Origin of the sequence: Prauserella aidingensis (assembly GCF_024171865.1) — a bacterium.
Lineage (GTDB): Bacteria > Actinomycetota > Actinomycetes > Mycobacteriales > Pseudonocardiaceae > Prauserella > Prauserella aidingensis.
The window spans coordinates 106,547-128,200 of record NZ_JAMTCN010000008.1 but is presented as its reverse complement, the minus strand read 5'-3'; the positions used below and the strand labels follow the sequence as shown (position 1 = coordinate 128,200).

Annotated in this window: 19 protein-coding genes; 7 read left to right on the top strand and 12 right to left on the bottom strand. The window is 70.0% G+C overall.

The window, feature by feature from the left end:
* Window positions 1–70 precede the first annotated feature (70 nt).
* Together LY13_RS11595 and LY13_RS11590 are read left to right on the top strand one after the other, a co-directional pair.
* Window positions 71–1,066, top strand: coding sequence for a FecCD family ABC transporter permease (locus tag LY13_RS11595; protein WP_372493816.1), 996 nt, complete (start codon window positions 71–73; stop codon window positions 1,064–1,066).
* Window positions 1,063–1,935, top strand: a complete 873-nt coding sequence (locus LY13_RS11590) for an ABC transporter ATP-binding protein (RefSeq protein WP_253828365.1) — start codon at window positions 1,063–1,065, stop codon at window positions 1,933–1,935. The genes LY13_RS11595 and LY13_RS11590 overlap by 4 nt, the downstream gene beginning before the upstream one ends.
* A 71-nt stretch (window positions 1,936–2,006) precedes the next feature.
* On the opposite strand, the gene LY13_RS11585 is transcribed toward LY13_RS11590, so the two are convergent.
* On the bottom strand, window positions 2,007–2,822 hold the full coding sequence (locus LY13_RS11585; RefSeq protein WP_253828363.1) for an SDR family NAD(P)-dependent oxidoreductase: 816 nt from the start codon (window positions 2,820–2,822) through the stop codon (window positions 2,007–2,009).
* A gap of 110 nt (window positions 2,823–2,932) precedes the next feature.
* On the opposite strand from LY13_RS11585, the gene LY13_RS11580 reads away from it, so the two are divergent.
* Window positions 2,933–3,523, top strand: coding sequence for a TetR/AcrR family transcriptional regulator (locus LY13_RS11580; RefSeq protein ID WP_253828362.1), 591 nt, complete (start codon window positions 2,933–2,935; stop codon window positions 3,521–3,523).
* 98 nt (window positions 3,524–3,621) lie between these two features.
* Here LY13_RS11580 and pstB read toward each other — a convergent pair whose 3' ends face one another.
* The 6 genes from pstB to LY13_RS11550 all read right to left on the bottom strand — a co-directional run bounded on the left by pstB (window position 3,622) and on the right by LY13_RS11550 (window position 10,688).
* Window positions 3,622–4,401 (bottom strand): phosphate ABC transporter ATP-binding protein PstB, encoded by a 780-nt coding sequence (pstB, locus tag LY13_RS11575; protein WP_253828361.1) that lies wholly within the window; start codon window positions 4,399–4,401, stop codon window positions 3,622–3,624.
* A gap of 26 nt (window positions 4,402–4,427) precedes the next feature.
* Window positions 4,428–5,513 carry a phosphate ABC transporter permease PstA gene (pstA, locus tag LY13_RS11570; protein WP_253828360.1) on the bottom strand — a complete coding sequence of 362 codons (1,086 nt, stop codon included), beginning with the start codon at window positions 5,511–5,513 and terminating at the stop codon, window positions 4,428–4,430.
* Window positions 5,513–6,460 (bottom strand): phosphate ABC transporter permease subunit PstC, encoded by a 948-nt coding sequence (gene pstC / locus LY13_RS11565; protein ID WP_253828358.1) that lies wholly within the window; start codon window positions 6,458–6,460, stop codon window positions 5,513–5,515. The genes pstA and pstC overlap by 1 nt, the downstream gene beginning before the upstream one ends.
* A 180-nt stretch (window positions 6,461–6,640) precedes the next feature.
* Complete coding sequence (gene pstS / locus LY13_RS11560; protein ID WP_253828357.1) at window positions 6,641–7,729, bottom strand: phosphate ABC transporter substrate-binding protein PstS; 1,089 nt, start codon at window positions 7,727–7,729, stop codon at window positions 6,641–6,643.
* Between the two features lie 249 nt (window positions 7,730–7,978).
* Window positions 7,979–8,641, bottom strand: coding sequence for a phosphate signaling complex protein PhoU (phoU, locus tag LY13_RS11555; RefSeq protein ID WP_253828356.1), 663 nt, complete (start codon window positions 8,639–8,641; stop codon window positions 7,979–7,981).
* Window positions 8,642–8,801: 160 nt separating this feature from the next.
* Complete coding sequence (locus LY13_RS11550; protein WP_308216311.1) at window positions 8,802–10,688, bottom strand: LCP family protein; 1,887 nt, start codon at window positions 10,686–10,688, stop codon at window positions 8,802–8,804.
* A 1,374-nt stretch (window positions 10,689–12,062) separates the two neighbouring features.
* Here LY13_RS11550 and LY13_RS11545 point away from each other — a divergent pair.
* On the top strand, window positions 12,063–12,368 hold the full coding sequence (locus LY13_RS11545; RefSeq protein WP_253828355.1) for a hypothetical protein: 306 nt from the start codon (window positions 12,063–12,065) through the stop codon (window positions 12,366–12,368).
* A 133-nt stretch (window positions 12,369–12,501) separates the two neighbouring features.
* Here LY13_RS11545 and LY13_RS11540 read toward each other — a convergent pair whose 3' ends face one another.
* From LY13_RS11540 to dusB, 3 genes are all read right to left on the bottom strand, one after another.
* Window positions 12,502–13,218 carry a GGDEF domain-containing protein gene (locus LY13_RS11540; protein ID WP_253828354.1) on the bottom strand — a complete coding sequence of 239 codons (717 nt, stop codon included), beginning with the start codon at window positions 13,216–13,218 and terminating at the stop codon, window positions 12,502–12,504.
* A gap of 172 nt (window positions 13,219–13,390) precedes the next feature.
* On the bottom strand, window positions 13,391–14,035 hold the full coding sequence (locus LY13_RS11535; protein WP_253828350.1) for a winged helix-turn-helix transcriptional regulator: 645 nt from the start codon (window positions 14,033–14,035) through the stop codon (window positions 13,391–13,393).
* A 238-nt stretch (window positions 14,036–14,273) separates the two neighbouring features.
* Complete coding sequence (gene dusB, locus LY13_RS11530; RefSeq protein ID WP_253828349.1) at window positions 14,274–15,413, bottom strand: tRNA dihydrouridine synthase DusB; 1,140 nt, start codon at window positions 15,411–15,413, stop codon at window positions 14,274–14,276.
* 254 nt (window positions 15,414–15,667) lie between these two features.
* On the opposite strand from dusB, the gene LY13_RS11525 reads away from it, so the two are divergent.
* Window positions 15,668–16,687, top strand: a complete 1,020-nt coding sequence (locus LY13_RS11525; RefSeq protein WP_253828348.1) for an erythromycin esterase family protein — start codon at window positions 15,668–15,670, stop codon at window positions 16,685–16,687.
* Window positions 16,688–16,986: 299 nt separating this feature from the next.
* Complete coding sequence (locus tag LY13_RS11520; RefSeq protein ID WP_253828347.1) at window positions 16,987–18,549, top strand: restriction endonuclease; 1,563 nt, start codon at window positions 16,987–16,989, stop codon at window positions 18,547–18,549.
* 164 nt (window positions 18,550–18,713) lie between these two features.
* Here LY13_RS11520 and LY13_RS11515 read toward each other — a convergent pair whose 3' ends face one another.
* Window positions 18,714–20,165 (bottom strand): MFS transporter, encoded by a 1,452-nt coding sequence (locus tag LY13_RS11515; protein WP_253828346.1) that lies wholly within the window; start codon window positions 20,163–20,165, stop codon window positions 18,714–18,716.
* A gap of 177 nt (window positions 20,166–20,342) precedes the next feature.
* On the opposite strand from LY13_RS11515, the gene LY13_RS11510 reads away from it, so the two are divergent.
* Entirely contained in the window at window positions 20,343–20,735 is a 393-nt protein-coding gene (locus tag LY13_RS11510; RefSeq protein ID WP_372493815.1) for a winged helix-turn-helix transcriptional regulator, read from the top strand.
* A 249-nt stretch (window positions 20,736–20,984) separates the two neighbouring features.
* Here the strand turns inward: LY13_RS11510 and LY13_RS11505 are convergent, their stop codons facing one another.
* Window positions 20,985–21,557 carry a superoxide dismutase family protein gene (locus LY13_RS11505; RefSeq protein WP_253828345.1) on the bottom strand — a complete coding sequence of 191 codons (573 nt, stop codon included), beginning with the start codon at window positions 21,555–21,557 and terminating at the stop codon, window positions 20,985–20,987.
* Window positions 21,558–21,654: the final 97 nt, after the last annotated feature.

Genomic DNA, 21,654 nt, shown 5'->3' with positions numbered 1-21,654 from the left:
CGTGACGACCGGCCACGCGACGCGCTCCCCAGCGGTGACCGCAGGCGGAACGGCGCGGTCGCGACTGCCGGTGGTGCTGCTCGGTGGCTGCCTCGTACTGCTCGCCTCGATCGCCGTCGCCGTCACGATCGGCCCCGCGGACATCGGCGTCGGCGACGTCTGGGCGACGCTGCTGTCCCGCGTCGGACTCGCCGAGCCCACGTTGTCGGTACTGCGCGACGGCATCATCTGGGACCTGCGACTGCCGCGCACCCTGCTGGCCGCCGTGTGCGGTGCCGGGCTCGCGGTGTGCGGCGTGGTGATGCAGTCGCTGCTGCGCAACCCGCTCGCCGACCCGTTCGTGCTCGGCGTGTCCTCCGGCGCGTCGACCGGCGCGGTGCTGGTCGTGGTCCTCGGGGTCGGCGGTGGCGTGCTGTCGATGTCCGGCGGGGCGTTCCTCGGCGCGGTGGCGTCGTTCGCCCTGGTGATGACCCTGAGCCACACGCTCGGCGGGACGACCGACCGGGTCGTGCTGTCGGGCGTGGCGGTCATGCAACTGCTGTCGGCGCTGACCTCGTTCATCGTGCTGACCTCCGCCGACGCGGAGACCACCCGCGGCGTGCTGTTCTGGCTCCTCGGCTCGCTGGCGAACGCAGGCTGGTCCGAGGTGATCGCCTGCGCCGTCGTACTGGTGGGAACGCTCGTGGTATGCGGCGGGTACGCCCGCTCGCTCGACGCCTTCGCGTTCGGCGAGGACGCGGCCGCCACGCTGGGTGTGGCCGTCGGCCGGACCCGGGTCGTGCTGATGTCCGTGACGGCGCTGCTCACGGCCGTGCTCGTCAGTTCCGTCGGTGCCATCGGGTTCGTCGGTCTCGTGCTGCCGCACGCGGCACGGCTGCTCACCGGGCCCGGGCACGCACGCCTGTTGCCCGTGAGCGCGCTCGCCGGTGCGGTGCTGCTGGTGTGGGTCGACACGGTGGCACGGACCATGCTGCAACCGCAGGAGGTTCCCGTCGGTGTCGTCACGGCGCTGATCGGCGTGCCCGCGTTCGTGCTGATCCTCTACCGCTCCCGGGGTGTGCAATGACCTCGCGGCACGACACGACCTCGCAGCACGCCACGACCTCGCAGCACCCCGCGGCCCTGCGCCGCGAGACGGCGACACGGCACGGCACGGCGGAGTCCGCTGTGGACGTCGGACTCGCCGCGGAGCGGGTGTCGCGCTCGCTCGGCGGTGGGCTCGTGCTCGACGGCGTGAGCGTGGCGCCCGCCGACGGGTCGACCGTGGGTGTGCTCGGGCCGAACGGATCGGGAAAGTCGACGTTGCTGCGGGTGTTGGCCGGAGTGCTGAAACCGTCGGCGGGGCTGGTCACCGTGGACGGCCGGGAGCTGGCCGACGTGCCCAGGAAGACGCTGGCGAGGCGCGTCGCCGTCGTCGAGCAGCACTCCGACACACAGATCCCGCTGACCGTGCGCGACGTCGTCGGGCTCGGACGGGTCCCGCACCGCCGGGCGTGGCTGTCGGCGTCGGCCGACGACGAGGCGGCGGTCCAGGAGGCACTCGAGCAGACGGGCATGACGGCCAGGTCCGCCCAGCGTTGGCAGACCCTGTCGGGCGGCGAACGCCAGCGGGTGCAGATCGCCCGCGCGCTCGCGCAGCGTCCGCGGGAACTGCTCCTCGACGAGCCGACGAACCACCTCGATGTGCAGCACCAGTTCGAGCTTCTCGATCTGCTCGCCTCACTGCCCGTGACGTCCGTGATCGCCCTGCACGACCTGAACCTCGCCGCGATGTACTGCGACGAGATCGTGCTGCTCGACCACGGCGCCGTCGTCGCGGCGGGCGATCCCGCGGACGTGCTCACCGAGGAGCTGATCCTACAGGTCTACAACGTCAAGGCCGAGGTCACCACCAGCCCCGAGGGCCACCCCCACGTCCGCTTCCTCCGCACCTGAGGTGTTGCGCCCCGTGTTGCGGCTTCGGGAGCTCGTGTTGTGGTTTCCGGGGCTCGTGTTGCCCCGACCCATCAGTCACCCTGCCTGCTCAACGCTTCCCACGCCGCGAACTCGGCAGTCGTCGCGCGGAACACGTCCATCGACATGTCGTAGGCCGCACCTCCGAGGATGATGCGCCGCGGCGGCTCGTCGAGGTCGACGATCTTCAACAGCACCTCGGCCGCCCGCCTCGGATCGAAATCCTCGGCCTCGTCGAACATCGCGTCCAGGCGTTCACGCAGTGGCGCGTAGGCCGGATTCGGTGCGGTCGTTGTCAAGCCACGGCCGAACAGCTCGGTGTCGTATCCGCCGGGATGCACGGTCGTGACGGATACTCCGAACGGTTCGACCTCCATGGCGAGCGCACCGCTGATCGTCTCGAGCGCGGCCTTGCCCGCGCCGTACAGGCCGGTCGAGGCGAACCCGCCGCCGGCTCCCGGCATCGTCGCGATCTGCAGGATGTGCCCGGACCCCTGCTCACGCAACAGGGGGACGACCGCTTGGCACACCCACAACGCACCGAACAGGTTCGTGTCGAAATGCTCGCGCACCTGCTGTTCGGTGACCTCCTCGATCATTCCGAGCAGTGCACCGCCCGCGTTGTTGACGACCACGTCGATACCGTCGACCTCGTCGAAGGCGTTGCGCACGCCGGCCACGACCGCTTCCCGGTCGGACACGTCCAGCGAGAACGTCGACAGCGCGCCACCTGACCGGGTGACGAGCTCGGCCAACGGCGTGACGTCTCGCACCACGCCGACCACCCGATCTCCCGCCGCCAACGCCGCCTCGGTGAACGCCGTGCCGAGGCCGCGGGACGCACCCGTGATGAACCACCTTCGAGACATGCCGACCTCCCAGCTCGAGACGAGACGGTCCGTCTCGTTACGAGTCAGAATCCACCGTCCGACCATCGACTGTCAAGACGGACCGTCTCGTTTCGCCGTACGATGTCGCCATGGCACCGAACTCGGGACCCCGGCGCAGTGAACGTTCTCGCCAGGCGATCCTGGCCGCGACCAGGGAACTCATCGCCGAAGTCGGGTACGGAAAGCTCTCCGTCGAAGGGATCGCGGCGCGAGCGGGAGTCGGCAAGCAGACGATCTATCGCTGGTGGCCGTCGAAGGGCGCCGTGGTGTTCGACTCGCTGCTCGCACCGAGCCAGGACGGTGCAGGCGACATCGAACTGCCCGACACGGGCGACATCGAAGCAGACCTCAAGTCGGTCCTACGGGCCACGGTCGCCGAGTTCGCCGACGACGACTTCCAAGCGCCCATCCGAGCCCTGCACACCGAGATCATGAACGATCCGCAGCTCGCGACGGCCTACCGAGAGCGCATGGACGCCCCCGTCCGCGCGGCGAAGCTACGACGACTGCGCAGCGCACAACGCGCAGGTCAGCTGGCCGAGAACGCCGACCTCGACCTGCTTCTCGACATGCTCTACGCACCGCTCACCCAACGTTGGCTGCTCCGCACCGGCAGCCTCGACGCGGCGTTCGCCGACGCGCTCGTCGACGCGACACTGCGGGCTTTCGCACCCGCCTAGTTGCCGCCCGGAATCCGCAACGCGGTCCCCGGAACCCGCAACACGCGCCCCCGAACCCGCAACACGGGCCCCGGAATCTGCAACACGGCGTCCTGGAGTCAGCCGAAGCGGCCCGAGATGTAGTCCTCCGTGGCCTTCTGCGACGGCGTGGAGAAGATCTTCGTCGTCTCGTCGATCTCCACGAGCTCACCCGGCTTGCCGACGCCCTGCAGGTTGAAGAACCCGGTGGTGTCGGACACGCGCGCGGCCTGCTGCATGTTGTGCGTGACGATGACGATCGTGTAGTTCTCCTTGAGCTCCAGCATCAGGTCCTCGATGGCCTGCGTGGAGATCGGGTCGAGCGCCGAGCACGGCTCGTCCATCAACAGCACCTCGGGCTGCACGGCGATGGCACGTGCGATGCACAGCCGCTGCTGCTGTCCACCCGACAACCCCGAACCCGGCTTGTGCAGGCGGTCCTTGACCTCTTCCCACAGGTTGGCCGACTTCAGCGACCGCTCCACGAGCCCGTCCATGTCGGACTTCTTCAGCCGCTTGTTGTTCAGCTTGAGGCCGGCGGCCACGTTGTCGTAGATCGACATCGTGGGGAACGGGTTGGCCCGCTGGAACACCATGCCGATCTGCCTGCGCACGTTCACGGGGTCGACGTTGGGCCCGTACAGGTCGTCGTCGTCCATGACGACCGAGCCCTCGACGCGCGCGTTCGGCACGAGCTCGTGCATGCGGTTGAGGGTGCGCAGGAACGTCGACTTGCCGCAGCCCGACGGGCCGATCAGCGCCGTGACCGACCGCGGCTGGATCGTCATCGACACGCCCTGCACCGCGAGGAACTTGTCGTAGTAGATGTCGAGGTCTTTGACCTCGATGCGCTTAGCCACAGTTACTTCCTACTCTTTCCGGGCCGTCAGCGGGTCTTCGGGGCGAACAGCTTGGAGATGGCCCTGGCGACGAGGTTCAGCACCATCACGATGATCATCAGCACCAGCGCGGCGCCCCACGCACGGTCGTACGCCGCCTCCGCGAACAGGCCGGGGCTCTGATACTCGTAGTACGAGAACACCGACAGCGTGGTCATCCGACCCTCGAACGGATCGAAGTTGTCGCCGTCGGTCAGGCCCGCGGTCACGAGCAGCGGCGCGGTTTCACCGATGACACGGGCGATCGCGAGCGTGACACCCGTGGCGATACCGGCCAGGGCCGTCGGCAGCACGACCTTCACGATGGTCCGCCACTTGGGCACCGCGAGCGCGTACGAGGCCTCGCGCAGCTCGTTGGGTACGAGCTTGAGCATCTCCTCGGTGGAACGCACGACGGTCGGGATCATCAGCACGCTCAGCGCGACGGCACCCGCGAAGCCCATGCGCACGCCCGGCCCGAAGATCATCACGAACAGGGCGTAGGCGAACAGGCCCGCGACGATCGACGGGATACCGGTCATGACGTCGACGAAGAACGTGATGGCCTTGGCGAGCTTGCCGCGACCGTATTCGACGAGATAGATCGCGGTGAGCATGCCGATCGGCACGGAGATCAGCGCGGCGAGCCCCGTGATGATCAGCGTGCCCATCATCGCGTGGTAGATGCCACCGCCTTCGCCGCTGACACCGACCATCGAGTACGAGAAGAACTCGGCGTCGAATCGCACCACACCTCTCGACACGACGGTGACGATCACCGACACGAGAGGCAGCAGCGCGAGCAGGAACGCACCGGAGACGGCAGCCGTGACGAACCTGTCGGTGGCCTTACGCGGCCCTTCGACGGCGCGCGACCAGGTGTAGACGATCACCACGTAGGCGGCCGCCGCGAGCAGTGCACACGGCACGATGGCCCAGTCGGCGAGGAGCCAGAGCAGCAGGCCCGCCAGTCCCGCGGCCACGAGCGTGGCCGGCGCGGCACCCCGTGGCAGCTGACCGGCCGTGAGCGACACCCCGCCGAGCGGCGCGTTCAGGTCCGGGTCCTGTTCGGGAGTCGTGAGCGAGGTGGACATCAGTTGGCTCCGTCGAAGTCTTTGCGCCGGTTGATCACCGCACGGGCGATCATGTTCACGGCCAGCGTGATGGCGAACAGCACGAGGCCGGAGGCGATCAACGTGTTGATCGCGATGCCGCTCGATTCGGGGAACTGCAACGCGATGTTCGCCGCGATGGTCGGCGGGTTGTCACTGCTGATCAGGTTGAGCGAGACGCCGCCGGAGGCCGACAGCACCATGGCCACGGCCATCGTCTCGCCGAGTGCCCGGCCGAGGCCGAGCATCGAGGCGCCGATGATGCTCGAGCGGCCGAACGGCAGAGCGGCCATGCGGATCATTTCCCACCGGGTCGCGCCGATCGCGAGCGCAGCCTCCTGGTGCAGCTGCGGCGTCTGCATGAACGCCTCGCGCACGACGGCGGTGATGATCGGCAGCACCATCACGGCGAGCACGAGGATCGCCACGAACATGGTCCGGCCCGTCGACGACGGCGGCCCCGCGAAGAACGGGATCCAGCCGAGATGCTCGGACAGCCACGAGGCCGGGTCGACCGTGATGGGCGCCAGCACGTTCATGCCCCACAGGCCGAAGATGATGCTGGGCACCGCGGCGAGCAGGTCGATGATGTAGCCGAGCGCCCTGGCGATGCTGCGCGGTGCGTAGTGCGTGATGAACAGGGCGATCGCCACCGCGAGCGGCACGGCGATCACCAACGCGAGCACCGCCGAGATCAGCGTGCCGAACAGCAGCGGCCAGATGTAGAGGACGAGCCCCTCGCCGCCGGGGATCTCCTCGGCGGACGCCGTGAGCGCAGGCCACGCCTCCGTCACCAGGAAGACCGCGACACCCGCGAGCGCCACGAGGATCAGCACACCGGACCCGGTGGAGACACCGGCGAAGATCCGGTCCCCCGGACGTCGCGGCACCCGGTTCTTCCGGGGCGGGGCCTCGGTAGTGGAAGCCACGTTCTATCCCTTCCGTTCTTGCGTTCGGCCGCCGCGGTGGCGCACACACCGGCTCACGAACAAGTCTCCTGACACGCGTGTGTCCGGGTGGTCACCTCGTCGTCGAGGAGACCACCCGGACAGTGCGGGGACGCCACTCGGGTCGCCCGTTGTCGCTTGTGCGACGGTTGCCGACGGGTGTCAGCTGCCGGAGTTCGACGAGCCGATGGACTCGATGGCCGGCTGCACCTTGGACCGCAGGTCGTCGGAGATCGGCGCGGAACCGGCCTGCTCCGCTGCGACCTTCTGACCCTCGGCGCTGACGACGTAGTTCAGGTAGTCCTTGACCATGGTGGCCTTGTCGGCGTTGTCGTAGTTGCTGCAGGCCAGCAGGTAGGACACCAGGACGATCGGGTAGGTGCCCGACTCGGTCGTGTCACGGGCCAGGTCGAAGGCGAAGCTGTGCTCGCCGCGGCCCTCGACCCGCTCGGAGACGTCGAGCACGGCCGACGCGGCCTCCGGCGAGTACTGCACGAACTCGTCGCCGACACCGACCTCGACGGTGGTCAGGTCGCCCGCACGGCTGGCGTCGGCGTAACCGATGGTGCCGGAGCCGTTCTTGACGGCCTGCACGACACCGGAGGTGCCCTGCGCGGCCTCGCCGCCGTCGACCGGCCAGTTGCCGCTCACCTCGTGCGGCCACTGCTCGGGAGCCGCGGCCTTGAGGTACTCGACGAAGTTCTCGGTGGTGCCGGACTCGTCGGCACGGTTCACCGGGACGATCGTGGTGTCCGGCAGGTCGACGTTCGGGTTGCTCTCAGCGATCTCCGGGTCGTTCCACTTGGTGATCTTCTGGTTGAAGATCTTGGCGATCGTTCCCGGCTTCAGCTTGAGGCTGTCGACGCCCTCGATGTTCGTGATCAGCGCGACCGGCGAGACGTAGGCGGGAATCTCGACGAAACCACCCTCACCGCAACGCTCCTGCGCGGCCTTGACCTCCTCGTCGTCGAGGTAGGCGTCCGAGCCCGCGAACTCCACGCCACCGGTGGTGAACTGCTCGCGACCGCCGCCCGAGCCGACCGGGTCGTAGTTGATGGTGCCGTCGTTGTTCTCCAGGAATCCGGTACGCCACGCGTTCTGCGCCGCCTCCTGCGAGCTGGCGCCGGCGCCGTTGATCGTGACGCCACCGGACCCGCTCTCCTCGTTGGCGGAGCCGCAGGCGACCAGGCCGAACGCGAGTGCGGCCGTCGTCGGCAGAACAAGGGCGCGACCCAGGGTGGAACGCTTCACAGTTGACCTCTTCCGGGGTTCTGGTGCGGCAGTTTGCCTGCCGCCGCTCGGGGTATGTGCCGCGTCGAACGCTATGGGCGGGACATGACACCGCTTCATGAAGCGAATGAACGGCAGGTGAACGAGGTGTGTCGCGCCGACGACGTCACAGCGACATCACCGCGGGGTGACCAGCCACTGTCGGCAATGCATGCGCAGGTCATACGGCACGTGTCCAACGTGTAGCCCGAGCGGATGAGTGCCAGTCGATCAGACGTCACTGGAACTGTGATTTGGCATACGCCCCGTGACGACGAACAGCATCCGACGCGCCACGGAGACCGCGTGGTCGGCGTAACGCTCGTAGAACCGGCTCAGCAGTGTCAGGTCCACGGCCGGTGACACGCCGTGCTCCCAGTTGCGGTCCATGATCACGGTGAACAGGTTGCGGTGGATCTCGTCCACCTCGTCGTCGTCGTCCTCGAGGCTCTTGGCGGCCTCCGCGTCGTCACCGCGCACGACCCGTTCGAGCTTGCGCGCCAGGCGCACGTCCACGTCACCGAGCCGCTCGAAGGCGGGCCGCACGTCCGGCGGCAGCACCGGCTCCGGGTGCCTGCGGCGAGCGGCCTTCGCGACGTGCAGCGCCAGGTCGCCCATCCGCTCGATGCTCTCGGCCGCGTGCAACGCCGCGACCACGATGCGCAGGTCCGTCGCCACCGGCGCCTGCAGCGCGAGCAGGCCGTAGGCCTTCTCCTCCGCCGCGGACCGGGCGTCGTCCACCTTCACGTCGTCGCTGATGACCTGCTCGGCCGTTTCGAGGTCCTGGTGCAACAGCGACCGCGTCGCGAGCTGCATCGCTTCGGCGACCAGCTGCACCATGTCACCCAGTTGGGCACGAAGATTATCGAGTTCGAGGTTGTAGGCGTCCCGCATACGGCTGACTCTACGGCCCGTAATGGCCCAGCGCCGAATCCGGACCTGAACCATCGGTGAACGCGAACCGACGGCTCGGTGAGGACTTCCGGGCGCGTCGATGCAGGTCGGCGGATCGCTGCGCGGTCTGCGGCCCCGTCTGTGCCCGTTCGTGAGCTCGTCAGGGTGCCGACGCGCTGGCGGGCTGCTCCACGGCCTGCTGCTCCTCGGACGAGGCCTGCTCCCCGGTGGAGGACTCGTCGGCGGGCTTCTCCTCACCCGGAAGTGGCGTGTTGTCGATGATCGCGTCGAACAGCGCCTGCGAGTCCTGTTCGAGCAGCACCTCGTTGCCACGTTCGTTGGCCTCGCCGACCGTCGGCACGGTCAGGAACTCGACCTTGCCGGCATCGAACCCGCGCATCGACTGCGCGAGCGTCAACATCTGGTCGACGCCGATACCCTCGCCGAACGTCGACCGCGTGAACGCGTCGATGAAGTTGCTCAGCTTGCCGGTGTCGAAGAGAACGTCGCTCGACAAGGTCCGGTCGAGCAACGCCGACAGGAACTTCTGCTGGCGCTGCATCCGGCCGTAGTCGGAGAACGTCGGATCGCTGTAGACCTTGCGCGCACGGACGTAGTTCAGCGCCTGGTCGCCCTCGAGCTTCACGTTGCCCGTCTCGGTGACGACCTTGCCGAGCGTCTGGTCGACGATCGGTTCGTCGATCTGCACCCGGACCCCGCCGACCGCGTCGACCATGCCCTTGAAGCCGTGGAAGTCGATGCCGACGAAGTGGTTGATCTTCATCCCGGTGAGTTCCTGAACCACCTTCGTCACACACTTGGGGCCGCCGACCGAGAACGCAGTATTGATCTTGACCTGTTCGGCCGCGGGAATCACCTCGCCGTACCGGCCGGAGCTCGAGTCCCAGCGCTCGCACGCGGGCCGCGTGATCTCCAGGTCACGCGGGAACGACACGACGACGGCACGGGACCGGTCCTCCGGCACGTGCGCCACCATCAGCGTGTCCGACCGGGCGCCGCCGACCTCGGAGGCCGTTCCGACGTTCTCCTCGGCCTCCGCACCCTCGCGGGTGTCCGAGCCGAGGATGATGAAGTTCTCGTCGCCGAGCTGACCGGGCATGATGTGCGCCGAGTTCTCGTCGAGCGCCGCGATCTGGTTGAACTTCGAGTCGAACCAGGTCTTCGCGCCCCACATCGCGCCCGTGGCGAGGAAGACCAGCGCCGCAGCGACGATCGCCAGCGTCTTGCTCGCGAGCCGTGCCCTGTCGTTCTTCCGCTTCTTCTTCTCCTGCAGCCGGGTGCGCGCGGGTTCGCCCTCGTCGGCGTGCTCGCCGGACCGGTCGTCGGCGCGCGACTCGTCCTCCTGATCGGCGTCGGCATCGGCCCGTTCACCGGTGTCGCCGTCGGCGTTCCCATCAGCCTTCACCGCCGAAGCGCGGCCGCCGATCTTCGACGTCACGACGGCCTGCAGTTTCGTGCGCGTGTGCTCGATCCGCGCCGCGAACCGCTCCTTGCGTGCGCGGCGCTCGCTCTCCTCTGCCTCCAACTCGTCGTGGGCGGCCGAGAACCGGGCGAGCGTGTTGTCGATCTTGCGCTTGTACTGCGTCTGCTCGTCGACCGGCTCCATCTGGTCGGTCATCGAGACCCGGTCCTGCTCCCGGTCCCGGCGGGGAGCGAGCGGCCTGCGCGGACGCGGCGGGGCGGGAGCGGCGCGACCGGGCTCCTCGGACTCCGGGCCGTCCGGGCCCGGTAGGTCGGGGGCCGGTACGTCGAGGCCCGGGGTGTCGGGAGCCGGAGCATTGGGGGCCTGCTCGGCCTGCGACGGCTCGGCCGGTCGGGGTTCGGCCGGTGCGGGTTCGGCGGGGGGCGGCGCCGCCGGTCTGCGCGAACGCGGCGCATCAGGCCGCAGGCCACCACGCGGCCCTGCGCCCGGCGCAGGCCGCGGAGCCGCAGCGACCCGTCGCGTACCGGAATCGGCGACGTTCGCGGGACCATCGATGTCGGCGTCGATGTCGGCGACGAGGCCGCCGTCCAGTACGGACGCCACGGCCCCGAACACGGTCGGCGGCTCGGGTTCGGGCTCGGGTTCGGGGGCGGGGCGCGGCGGGCCAGGACGTCGTTCGGCGCGCGCCGGTTCGGGACGCGATCCGGGGCGGGGCGGCCCCGGGCCGTCCGCGGGCGGCCCGGGCGGACGGCCGTTCGGATGCGGCATGCCCTCGGGGTGCGGTTCGGTGTGATGGCGTGGCCGTGCCTGAGGCGGCCCCGGTGCGCGCCCGGGCCCACGGGCCGGTTCGGCGGCCCGGTTCGCGGGCGGACCCGCGGACTCGGGCGGCCCCTGGGAGTCCGGCGGCGCGAACATTCCGGGCGACGCCGGAGCCGCAGGCGGACCCGGACGTGCAGGCCTGCGCTGCCCGCCGGGCCGGCGAGGCGCGTCCGGCGGCGCAGGCCGGTCCGGCGGCGCGGACTCGCCGGAAACCGCGGCGGGCGGCACGGGAGCGGCCTGCGGGCGAGCGTCCCGGACGGGTCGCGGGTTCGGACCCGAATGCTGTGGTGTGCGCTGTCCGGGCGGGACCGGCGGACGCGGACCGTCCTGCGGCGGACCGTCCGGACGTCCCGGACCGGGCGCGGCCGGTCCCGGCTCTCGCTGCGCGCCGCCCCGGTCACCGCGTTGTTCCCGCGGCGGTCGCGGGCCGCCGGAATCGCCCCGCGGTTGCCACACGTCGGGCTCCGGTCGCTGCCGGTGCGGAGCCGATTCGTCCTGCTCCGGTGAACGGCCGGGGTCCTGCCGTCCCGGGGCCTGCTGTCGTCCCGACTCCTGCTGCCGTGCCGGCGCAGGCCGCCCCGGCTCGGGCGGACGCGCCGACGGCGGCGGTGCCGGTGGCGCGGGCGGCCGCGGGCGAGCAGGGGGTTCCGGCGATTCGGAGGGCGCGGGCTGTGCGGCACGCGGCGGTTCTGGACGCGGTGGTTCGGCGCGCGGCGGTTCTGGGCGCGGTGGCTCGGCGCGCGGTGGTTCTGGGAGCGACGGTTCGACGCGCGGCGGCTCGGGAGCCGATTCCGCGGGTGCAGGCAGACCGGGCCGGCCCGCGGGGGCGGGCGGGGCAGGTGGCCGGCCGCCGTGGCGAGGCGGAACGGCAGGTTCACCGGCCCGCTCACCGTGGGTATCGGCGTGCGGTCCCGGTCGCGGTTCGGGCCGGGGTTCCGGTCGTGGTTCGGGGCGGGACTCCGGCCGTGGTTCGGGGCTCGATTCGGGCCCGGCGCGCCGACCGCGCGGCGGCGAAGGGGGCGGCGGGGGCGTCGCGGGTTCGACGGGCGGGCCAGGGTGCGGAGGCGCAGCACCACGGGCAGGCGCAGCACCACGGGAAGACGCACCGCGATCCGCGGGGGACGCTGCGTGCGGGCCGGGTCCGCCACCGTCGCGACCGTGGTCGGCATGGTCGGCGGGTTCCTCCGCGGCCCGCGAGAGTCCGCCCGCCTGCTCGGTGTAGCCGGTCTTGGCGAGCAATTCGGACACGCTCGTGCCGCCGTCCCCGTCGAGGGAACGACGGCGTTTGCGTTCGGAGTCGGCCCGGTTGCGCTCGGCGCGACGACGCCATTCCGCGACCTGGTCAGCGGCGGCCTGGGCGTGGCGCGAGGCAGGCGAGCCGTGCTCGTCGGACACGCGCCCACTCCTTCCCCAGAACACCGGATCGGATGTCGCATTCGCGACATCACCGCGACCGTGGCGTGATCGGCTTTCGGACAGTGTGCGCTATCGTACGGACGTCCCTCTTTCGTGACGACACCAAGGCCCGAACTTTTTACACAGAGTTGCGATGCTTGGCGTCAACAATCACCCGCTGGGGAACCTCGAGTGAACGCCTTCACGAATGCGGCCGAACCGAATACGCACCGAGAGTGCGCGTCGAGTCGACTTCGTCCGGTTCCTCGAAGGTCACCGAGTTGCGACCCCCTCGTTTTGCCTGGTAGAGGAGCTCGTCCGCAATGCGGAGGCGCGCGTCGGCGTCGCCGTCGGCCGGCGAAATGCCCGCACTGATCGTGACCGCCAGTCCCGGTTCCACCTGCCGCCACGGGAACCGTTCGACACGCATGCGCGCCCGCTCGACGATCGCCGCGACGGTTCTCGGCGACGTCACCGGCACCACCAGCACGAACTCCTCGCCCCCGTAGCGCGCGCAGAACCCGCCCGGCGGGAGCGACTGGCGGAGGATGCGCGCGACCTGCCGCAGCACGCGGTCGCCGACGTCGTGCCCGAACCGGTCGTTGACGCTCTTGAACTCGTCGAGGTCGACCATCGCGACGGCGACGGGGTCGAGCCACGGCAGGGTGCGGTCGAGGTAGCGGCGGTTGTACACGCCGGTGAGTGCATCGGTCAGGCTCTCGTGGCGCAGCTGTTCGACTTCGCGGCGATACTGCTCGGGGATCGGGGTCGCGACCGGCAGTCGCCTGGCGTGACCGAGCGCCGAGCGCAGGTGTTCGTAGGCGCTGCGCCAATCGCCCTGCTCGGCGAAGGCGTCGGCCAGCGATTCGTGGGCGGAGACCAGTGCTGCGGTGTCGTGGACGGGTTCGGCCGGCGTCACCGCGTCACCTCCAACAGCGTCGAACCCCATACAGGGATGTCGACAGGAGAGACGCACCTCTTGAGCCGACGGGACCCGCGGAACGCGAAAATCGCTCGACAGGACGAGCGATGTCACAGGCCGCCACGCATCCGACCCGCCGTCGACCTCGGAACGGACGAAACGGGCGCGGTCAGATGCGGAACGACCGGGTGAACGCGACCAGCAACTCCTTCGGTCCTGTGATGGCGACGAGGCCGTCGGCCAGGGCGTCGTCCGGCGTCAGTTCCCCCGCGAGGAGCGCCCGGAACGCCGGGCCCGTTTCGACGACCAGATCGGCACCGTCGGCCTCGCCGGGCGCAGCGGCGAGCTGCCCACCCTCGACGCGGGCGCACACGACGACGTCGCCGACGCGGATCTCGTACGTCGCATCGGTTTCCGCGCGGGCGGCGTCGGGCAGGAAGGTCGACCGCAGCGCCATGACGAGGGAATCGGCCGTGACGATCTCGTCGGGGCCCGGTTCGCCGAGTGCTCGGGCACCCCAGCGGCCGAAGGCGAGGACGACATCCTCGAGGTCGGCGCCGTACTCGGTGAGCGCGTACTCGACGGACCCGTCGGGCCGCGGTCGCAGTCTGCGCTCGACGATGCCCGCGGTCTCGAGTTCCTTCAGGCGCGCCGACAGAACGTTGGTCGGGATGCGCGGCAGGCCGCGTTTCAGGTCCGTGTAGCGCTTCGGTGAGACGAGCAGATCACGGACGATCAGCAGCGCCCACCGTTCACCGACCAGTTCGACGGCACGCACGAGCCCACAGAACTGCCCGTACTGCCGCTTTCCCATTCCGCGAAGTCTACCGCGTCATGCACCACTCGAACCCCGCTTGCTTTGCCGCAGCGATCCGACGGTGTCCGAGGAGCCCCCAAGGGCACCTTGGTGGCATCGAACACAGCCACGCGTCAGCGTGTCCGGGAGGGGTGGTGGTCGGGCCGACGGGCGGGCGCCCCGAGGGTGCCCATGGGTGCGTTGAACGCCCCGAATCTTCCCCTCGCTGCGGAGGGGCGGGAGCAGGGCTCCTCGCTCAGCCGCCGGAGTGCATCATGTCGGCGCCCTCGGGCACACACGGGTCGTCGGGATCGTCGAGCCAGCCGTGCGGCAGCGTGACCTTGCCGGGCGAGCCCTGCCTGCCCCGCGGGCCGAGGGCGTCGGCCGGGAACGGCGCGTCCTGGTCCAACTTCCCGATGAGGTCGTCGAGCTGCTCGAGCGACGACACGGTCGCGAAGGACCGCCGCAGCTCCGACCCGACCGGAAAGCCCATGAAGTACCAGGCCATGTGCTTGCGAATGTCGCGCATGGCCTTGTCGTGGCCGTCGTGTTCGACGAGCAGCTCGGTGTGCCTGCGCAGCACCCGCGCGACCTCGCCGAGGTTCGGCGCCTCCGGTGCAGGCCTGCCCTGGAACGCGGCCTCCAGCTCGCCGAACAGCCACGGCCTGCCGAGACACCCGCGGCCGACGACGACACCGTCGCAGCCGGTCTCGTCGACCATGCGCAGGGCGTCGTCGGCGGTGAAGATGTCGCCGTTGCCGAGCACCGGGATGCCCGTGACGGCTTCCTTCAGTCGTGCGACGTGCGACCAGTCGGCCTTGCCTGAGTAACGCTGCGCGGCGGTGCGGGCGTGCAGCGACACCGCGGCGGCGCCCTCGGCCTCGGCGATCCGGCCCGCGTCGAGGTAGGTGTGGTGGTCGTCGTCGATGCCGACGCGGAACTTGACCGTCACGGGCACGCCCGCGGGCTCGGCCGCCTCGACCGACGCACGCACGATGTTGCCGAACAGCTTGCGCTTATACGGCAGGGCCGAACCGCCACCCTTGCGCGTCACCTTGGCCACGGGGCAGCCGTAGTTCTGGTCGATGTGGTCGGCCAGACCCTCGCCGACGATGATCTTCACGGCCTCGCGCATCGTCGCCGGGTCGACACCGTAGAGCTGCATCGACCGCGGGTACTCGCCCGCCGCGAAGGTCATCATGTGCATCGTTCCCGGATGCCGCTCCACGACGGCACGGGCGGTGATCATCTCGCACACGTACAACCCCGCGCCGTACTCCTGGCACAGCTGCCGGAACGCGACGTTGGTGATGCCCGCCATCGGAGCGAGCACGACGGGAGGATCGACCCGGTAGGGGCCGACCTGCAGCGCAGGCGTCGTCACGGTGGCGGTCATGCCCTCCAGGTTAGTCGCCGCCGACGACGATCATCGCCACCCCGTGTTGTCGCCCCACCGCCGTGTTGCGGATCCAGGGGCGCGTGTTGCGGATCCAGGGGACCGTGTTGCAGCTCCGGGGGACCGTGTTGCGGGCCCAGGGGACCGTGTTGCAGCTCCCGGGAGCGTGTCCTGCATTCGCGCACGCCGGACAGGTGCGCCGCTGCCTGCGAACGCCTTGACCTCTACCGAAGTCCAGCTCTTAACGTCCGGCCATGGACGACATGCAGCTCCTCCGGGAGTGGATCCGCGCCACCGCCGAACCGTGGGACGACGTCGAGTCAGTTGTCTCCCGACCGGAGACGCCGCAGGAGACACCGCCCGAGTCGCCGTGCCTTCGCGCAGTGACCGCGGACGCCACCGTGGTCGCCGTCGGATCGTCCACCCGCGCGGCGCGCGAACCCGCTGTCTCGGCGCACCTGATCGTGCGATTCCTCGTGGAGGCGATGGGGTTCCGCGCGGTCCTGCTGGAGGGCGACGACGCGAAGTCGGCCGAACTCGCCGAGTACCTCCTCACCGGACGCGGCGAGCCGCGCGAGATCCTCGCCGACGCGCGGTCGTTCTGGCGGACCGAGGAGACACTCGACGTCGTCACATGGCTCCGCTCGTACAACAAGGCCCACCCGGACGACCCCGTCCGGATCGTGGAGGCCGACGACCCCCACGGCGCCTCGGGACAGGGGGACCTGTCCACGATCGAGCAGCACCTCGCGGCCACGGTCGTTCGATGGCACGAACGCACCGGCGACGCGATCGTGTACTGGGGAGGCATCGCACACACCGCCGTCGGTTCGCAGCGGGTCGTCACACAGCACACGGACCGGGAGACTCAGCGGAACGCGGGAAGTCGGCTGCGAGAACGGTTCGGTGACGCTTACCGGTCGATCGGCATCACCTTCCACCACGGCACCCTCCACCACGGCGCTGTGTCCTTCCACGGCGCTGTGTCCTTCGACGGCGGAGGGGCCTTCGACGTGCCCGCTCCGCCTGTGGACTACGCCGAGCACGCGCTGTCCGCTGCCGGCCTGCCGCCGTATCTGCTCGACCTTCGCGCAGCGGCGCCCGAGCCGGTTCGCCGTTGGCTCGACGCGCCCACGAGGACCCGGTTGATCGGCCCGCACTACGACCCGGACAACGATGCCGCGTACCACTTGTCCGGGCAGTCGCCGGCCGAGTGGTTCGACGCCGTCGTGCACATTCCGACCGTGACCCCGCAACGGAGATTCGCCGAGTGAAACGCCTGCCCCGGGAGGGCGATCGCACCCCACGGTCGGTGTTCACAATTCATTGCCCGCACATTCCCCGAGACGACGACCACCGTTCCGCGAACATTCGCGTGTTACCCCGGTCGGCCTCCGACGAATTCGTTCGGTGATACCAGCAATCACCGATCGGAGCTATCCCCCGCGAACCGAAACGCCTAAGTTACATTCCGCGGTACCGCAATGTGAGCACCCCGGGACGCCCGGGAGTCGAATACTCGGGAAGACGATACACCGGGAAATACGCGGTAAGCGACGACGCGGGGAAAACGATGGAGCGCCGCAGTGAATCCTTCTCGGACTCCGTCCCGGAGTCCGACGCCCGACGACGGACGGACGACGACGCCGGAGATCCGGCCATTCCGCGGCAGGCCGACCGTGAAGCGTGGGATTACCACCTGGAGCGCAGGCACGCCGAGGCCGCAGCGCTGACCGAGGCCGTCACAGCGCGGGTCCGCGCACTCGAGGCCGTCCTCGTCGACGCCCTCGACCAGCCGCCGTTCGATTTCTCCCGGCTCCGCAGGTCCTACCAGCCTCGCGAGTTCGTCCCGGAGCCACGACTCACCGCACACGCCGCGATGCCGGAGTGGGACGACTACCGACCCAATCCGTCCACCTTGGATCGTCTGTTCCCCGACGGGCGACGTCGAGCGCTGCGACGGGCCCGCGCGCGGTTCGAGGCCGACACGGCGGAACGACAGGCCGCCCGGCAGCACCGCAGGAAACGGCTGGCCGCAGCCCGCGCAGCGCACGACGCCGCCGAACACGAACGAGAACGGGAGATCGCGCAGCACAACATCGCCGTCGACGAACTGGAACACCGCGTCCGCGCGCTCGATCCCGATTCGGTGGCCGACTACTTCACCCGCGCGCTCACCGCACAACCCGTTCCCGCGCACCTGAGCGGAGCCGTCGAGATCTCCTACGACGCCGAGCACCGGAAACTGTTCGTCACCCGGATGCTGCCCGACATCCACGTCATTCCCGACGTCACGGAATACCGGTACACCCCCGCGCGGGACGAGATCGTGGCGGAGACCTCGTCCGCGGAGCAGATCCGGGCGCGTTATGCGGCACTCGTGGCACGGCTGGTGCTCCGCACGATGCGCGACGCGTTCGAGGCGCATCCGCGCACCGTGGTCGACGAGGTCGTCGCGAGCGGCCACGCCCGCACCCGCGACAAGGCGACCGGACGGACCCGGACACCGTGTCTCGTCAGCGTGGCCGCCACCCGCGCCGAGTTCTCCGACCTGGTGCTCGACCGTCTCGACCCGACCGAATGCCTGCGTCACCTGGACGCCCGCGTGTCATCGCATCCGTGGGACCTCGAAGCCGTCCGCCCGATCGCCGAGGCCGACCTGTCCGGTTACCGCGTCGCGACGGCCCGCGACGCGGCCGCGGACCTCGACGCGAGGCCCGTACTGGTGCACCTGCCGCCGACCGAGTTCGAACACCTCGTGCGGCAACTGTTCGAGGCGACGGGGATGCGCGCCTGGACGACGCAGGCCTCGCACGACGGCGGTGTCGACGCGGTCGCCGTCAACGAGGATCCGATCGTCGGCGGACTCTGCGTCGTGCAGGCGAAACGCTACCGTTCGGCCGTGCCCGCCGAGGCGGTCCGTTCACTGGCGGGCGTCGTGGAGGACAGGCGGGCGAGCCGCGGCGTCCTCGTCACGACGTCCTGGTTCGGCCCCTCCGCCCGCGCGTTCGCACGCCGGAACGGTCGGATCCAGCTCATCGAGGGCGGCGAACTCAAACACCTGCTCGCCGAACACCTGTCGCTGGACGCGGTCGTCGGCGTGCCCGACACCGACGACCGCGACACCGCCACGTGAATCCGCGACACGCGCCCGGGAACACAGTCGCGCGGTAGCGCGTCGTTGAGAGGTGGCGGCCGGGCGACGGGCGGGAGCAACACGCACCCCGGAAACCGCAACACGGGCCCCGGGAACCGCAACACGCGCCCGGGGATCCGCAACACGGCGCGCCCGCATCCGGTTCAGCGGCCGTCCGTGCGTCCGGTACGCAGCACCACCGCCGCCGTCACGAACGCCGCGGTGACGACCACGGCGGCGACGGCGTACGCCACCGCGTAACCGCCAAGCAGCGCCTCACGCTCGCCGGAACCGCCGGTCAGCAGCGTCTCCGTGCGCGTGGTGGCGACGACCGTGAGCACCGACAGCCCGATCGCACCGCCGAACTGCAACACCGCGTTGAACAAGCCCGAAGCCGTGCCGGAGTCATCGGGGGCGACGTCGGCCATGCCGGTCGCCATCACGGCGGGCAGCGCCGAGCCGAAACCGGCACCGATCAGCAACATCGCGGGCAGGACGTCGACGACGTACGCCGCGTCGTGCGGAACCCGTGCCAGCAACAGCAGTCCCGCCGCGATGAGGGGCAACCCGACGAGGATCATCCGGCGATGGCCGAACCGGCCGATCAGCCGCGCCGACAGGCCCAGCGAGATCGTGCCGATGACGACTGGTGCGGGCAGCATCGCCAGCGCGGCGTCGCGTGCGCCGTAACCGAGCACTCCACGCAGCATCAGCACCGACACGATCATGAACCCGAACATGGCGCCCGCGATGAGGAACGTGACGACGTTGGCGACGACGGTCCGACGTGACCGCAGCAACCGTGGTGGCAGCAACGGCCGTGCGGCGCGGCGTTGGCGCCACGCGAAGGCGCCGAGCAGGGCCAGCGACAGCGCGCCGAAACCGATCGTGTGCGGCGATCCCCAACCGACGTCCTCGACGGTGATCACCGTGTAGATGCCGACCATCAGGGCCGACGTGACGATCGCCGCGCCGGTGAAGTCCGCACCCGCGGCAAGGCCGGGACCACGTTCCGAAGCGAGGAACCGCACCGCGAACCCGAGCGCGATCAGCCCGATGGGGACGTTCAAAAAGAACACCGCGTGCCAGCTCGCGACCTCGGTGACCATGCCGCCCACGAAGGTGCCGATACTTCCGCCCGCGGCCTGCACGAAGCCGAACGCGCCGATCGCCGTCGCCCGTTCCCGCGTGTCCGTGAAGAGCGTGACGATCATGCCGAGCAGCACGGCCGTCATCATCGCGGCGCCCAGCCCCTGCACGAACCGGCCCGCGACGAGCACCGGAGCCGTCCACGCCGCTCCGCACCACGCCGACGACGCCGTGAAGACGACAAATCCGGTGACGAAGACCCGCTTGCGGCCCAGTAGATCGCCGAGCCTGCCGGACAGCAACAGCAGGCCCGCGTACGCGACGAGATACGTGCCGGTCACCCACGCCAGCCCGGACTGCGTGAACCCGAGGTCGCGCCGGATCACGGGCAGGGCGATGTTGACGATCGTCTCGTCGACGATCGCCATCAGGGCACCCGTGCACAGCACGACGAGTGCCGCCCAGCGGGTGCGGTCACGGGTCGAGGTCCGGGCCGACTGCGCCTCGACCGTTTCCGACTCGGTCATCGATGAGCTCCTTGGTGCACGATTTGTAACTGGGCTCATCGTGTGTGACCGTCAGGGCGCGCGGAAGGAGGCACTTTCATGTCCCGGAGGCACAGCGCTGTAACCGACGAGGGCAGCGACGACCGCGAGCGCCGCGATGTCGCCGACGCCACTGCCGGCCGGGTGCTCGACGGCGAGGTGCGGGCCGACACGGCGCGGGACGACGCCGTCCGCAGCAGCGTCGAGCACGCGTGCCCGATCAACGAGGTGCTCGACCACGTCGCGGGCAAGTGGAGCGTCGGCGTACTGGTCGCGGCGGCCCGAGGGCCGGTGCGGTTCACCGAGCTGGAACGCGCTATCGACGGCATCAGCAGGCGCATGCTCACGTTGACGTTGCGCAAACTCGAACGTGACGGTCTGCTCGTGCGCACCGTGTATCCGACGGTTCCGCCGAAGGTCGAGTACACGCTCACCGACATGGCGCGCGAACTGCACCGCACGCTGGCCGATCTCACGTCCTGGGCGGAGCGCCACGCCGGGGCGATCGCCGCCGCGCGCGCCGCCTACGACGCCCGCGACCCGGCGACCTGACCGCCACCCCGGCACGTCACGGTGTCGACGCGTCGGCGGCGGCGGTCCCGCGTGCAGGACACGGGCTGCCGAGTGCAGACCACGCGGTCCTGAATGCAGAACACGCGGCCGTGAACCCGCAACACGAGCCCCGGAAACCGCAACACGGAACCCGAGAACTGCAACACGGCGCCCCGAAACCGCAACACGGGCCCGCGAAACTGCAACACGAGCCCCGGAATCCGCAACACGGGCGGGAGCAACACGGCGTCAGAAGTGGACGTTGATGCAGGCCAGGCGCGAACCCGCGTCACCGGCCTCGCCGGGTTCGGTCGACGTGTGGTGCTCGTGGATCACCACGGAGGCGGGCCTGCGGTCGCCGTACGACCAGTCCACATGCGACGCCGCGAATCCCGATCCGTGGGCGGTGGTGGTGAAGTCGAGCCAGACCTCGTTGTCCGGGTTGGCGTACTCGGGGTCGGTCGACGGTGGGTTCGGGTCCTGCGCGTGCTGGAAGTGCGGCCCGGCGTCGTCACCGGTCGGGCCGCACGGGTTCTCGTGGACGTGCGCGCCGTACTGCCGATTCGGCTGCAGACCGGAAACGGTGAACTTCGTGACCGTGCCGACCGGACCGCTCGACAGCGACAACACCGACGCACGCGCACCCGCGGGCACGCCCTCGAGGTCGTACGTCGCCGCGGTGGCGCCGTCGACGTACGGGGCGAACGTGCCGTGTGCGAACGCCACCCCTCCGCGGGACTCGGCGGGTCCGACGGCCGCCGGGTCCGCGGCCGTGGTGGCGGCGGTGGCCGTGCCGGTACTCGCGAGGGCGACGGCGGACATCAAGGAAAGGGCAACGGGGAGTCGTCTCATGCGTCGTCCTTAACGCCACCGCGTGATCGACCACAAGCCGGTTGACACGGTCGAGCGATCTCACTGC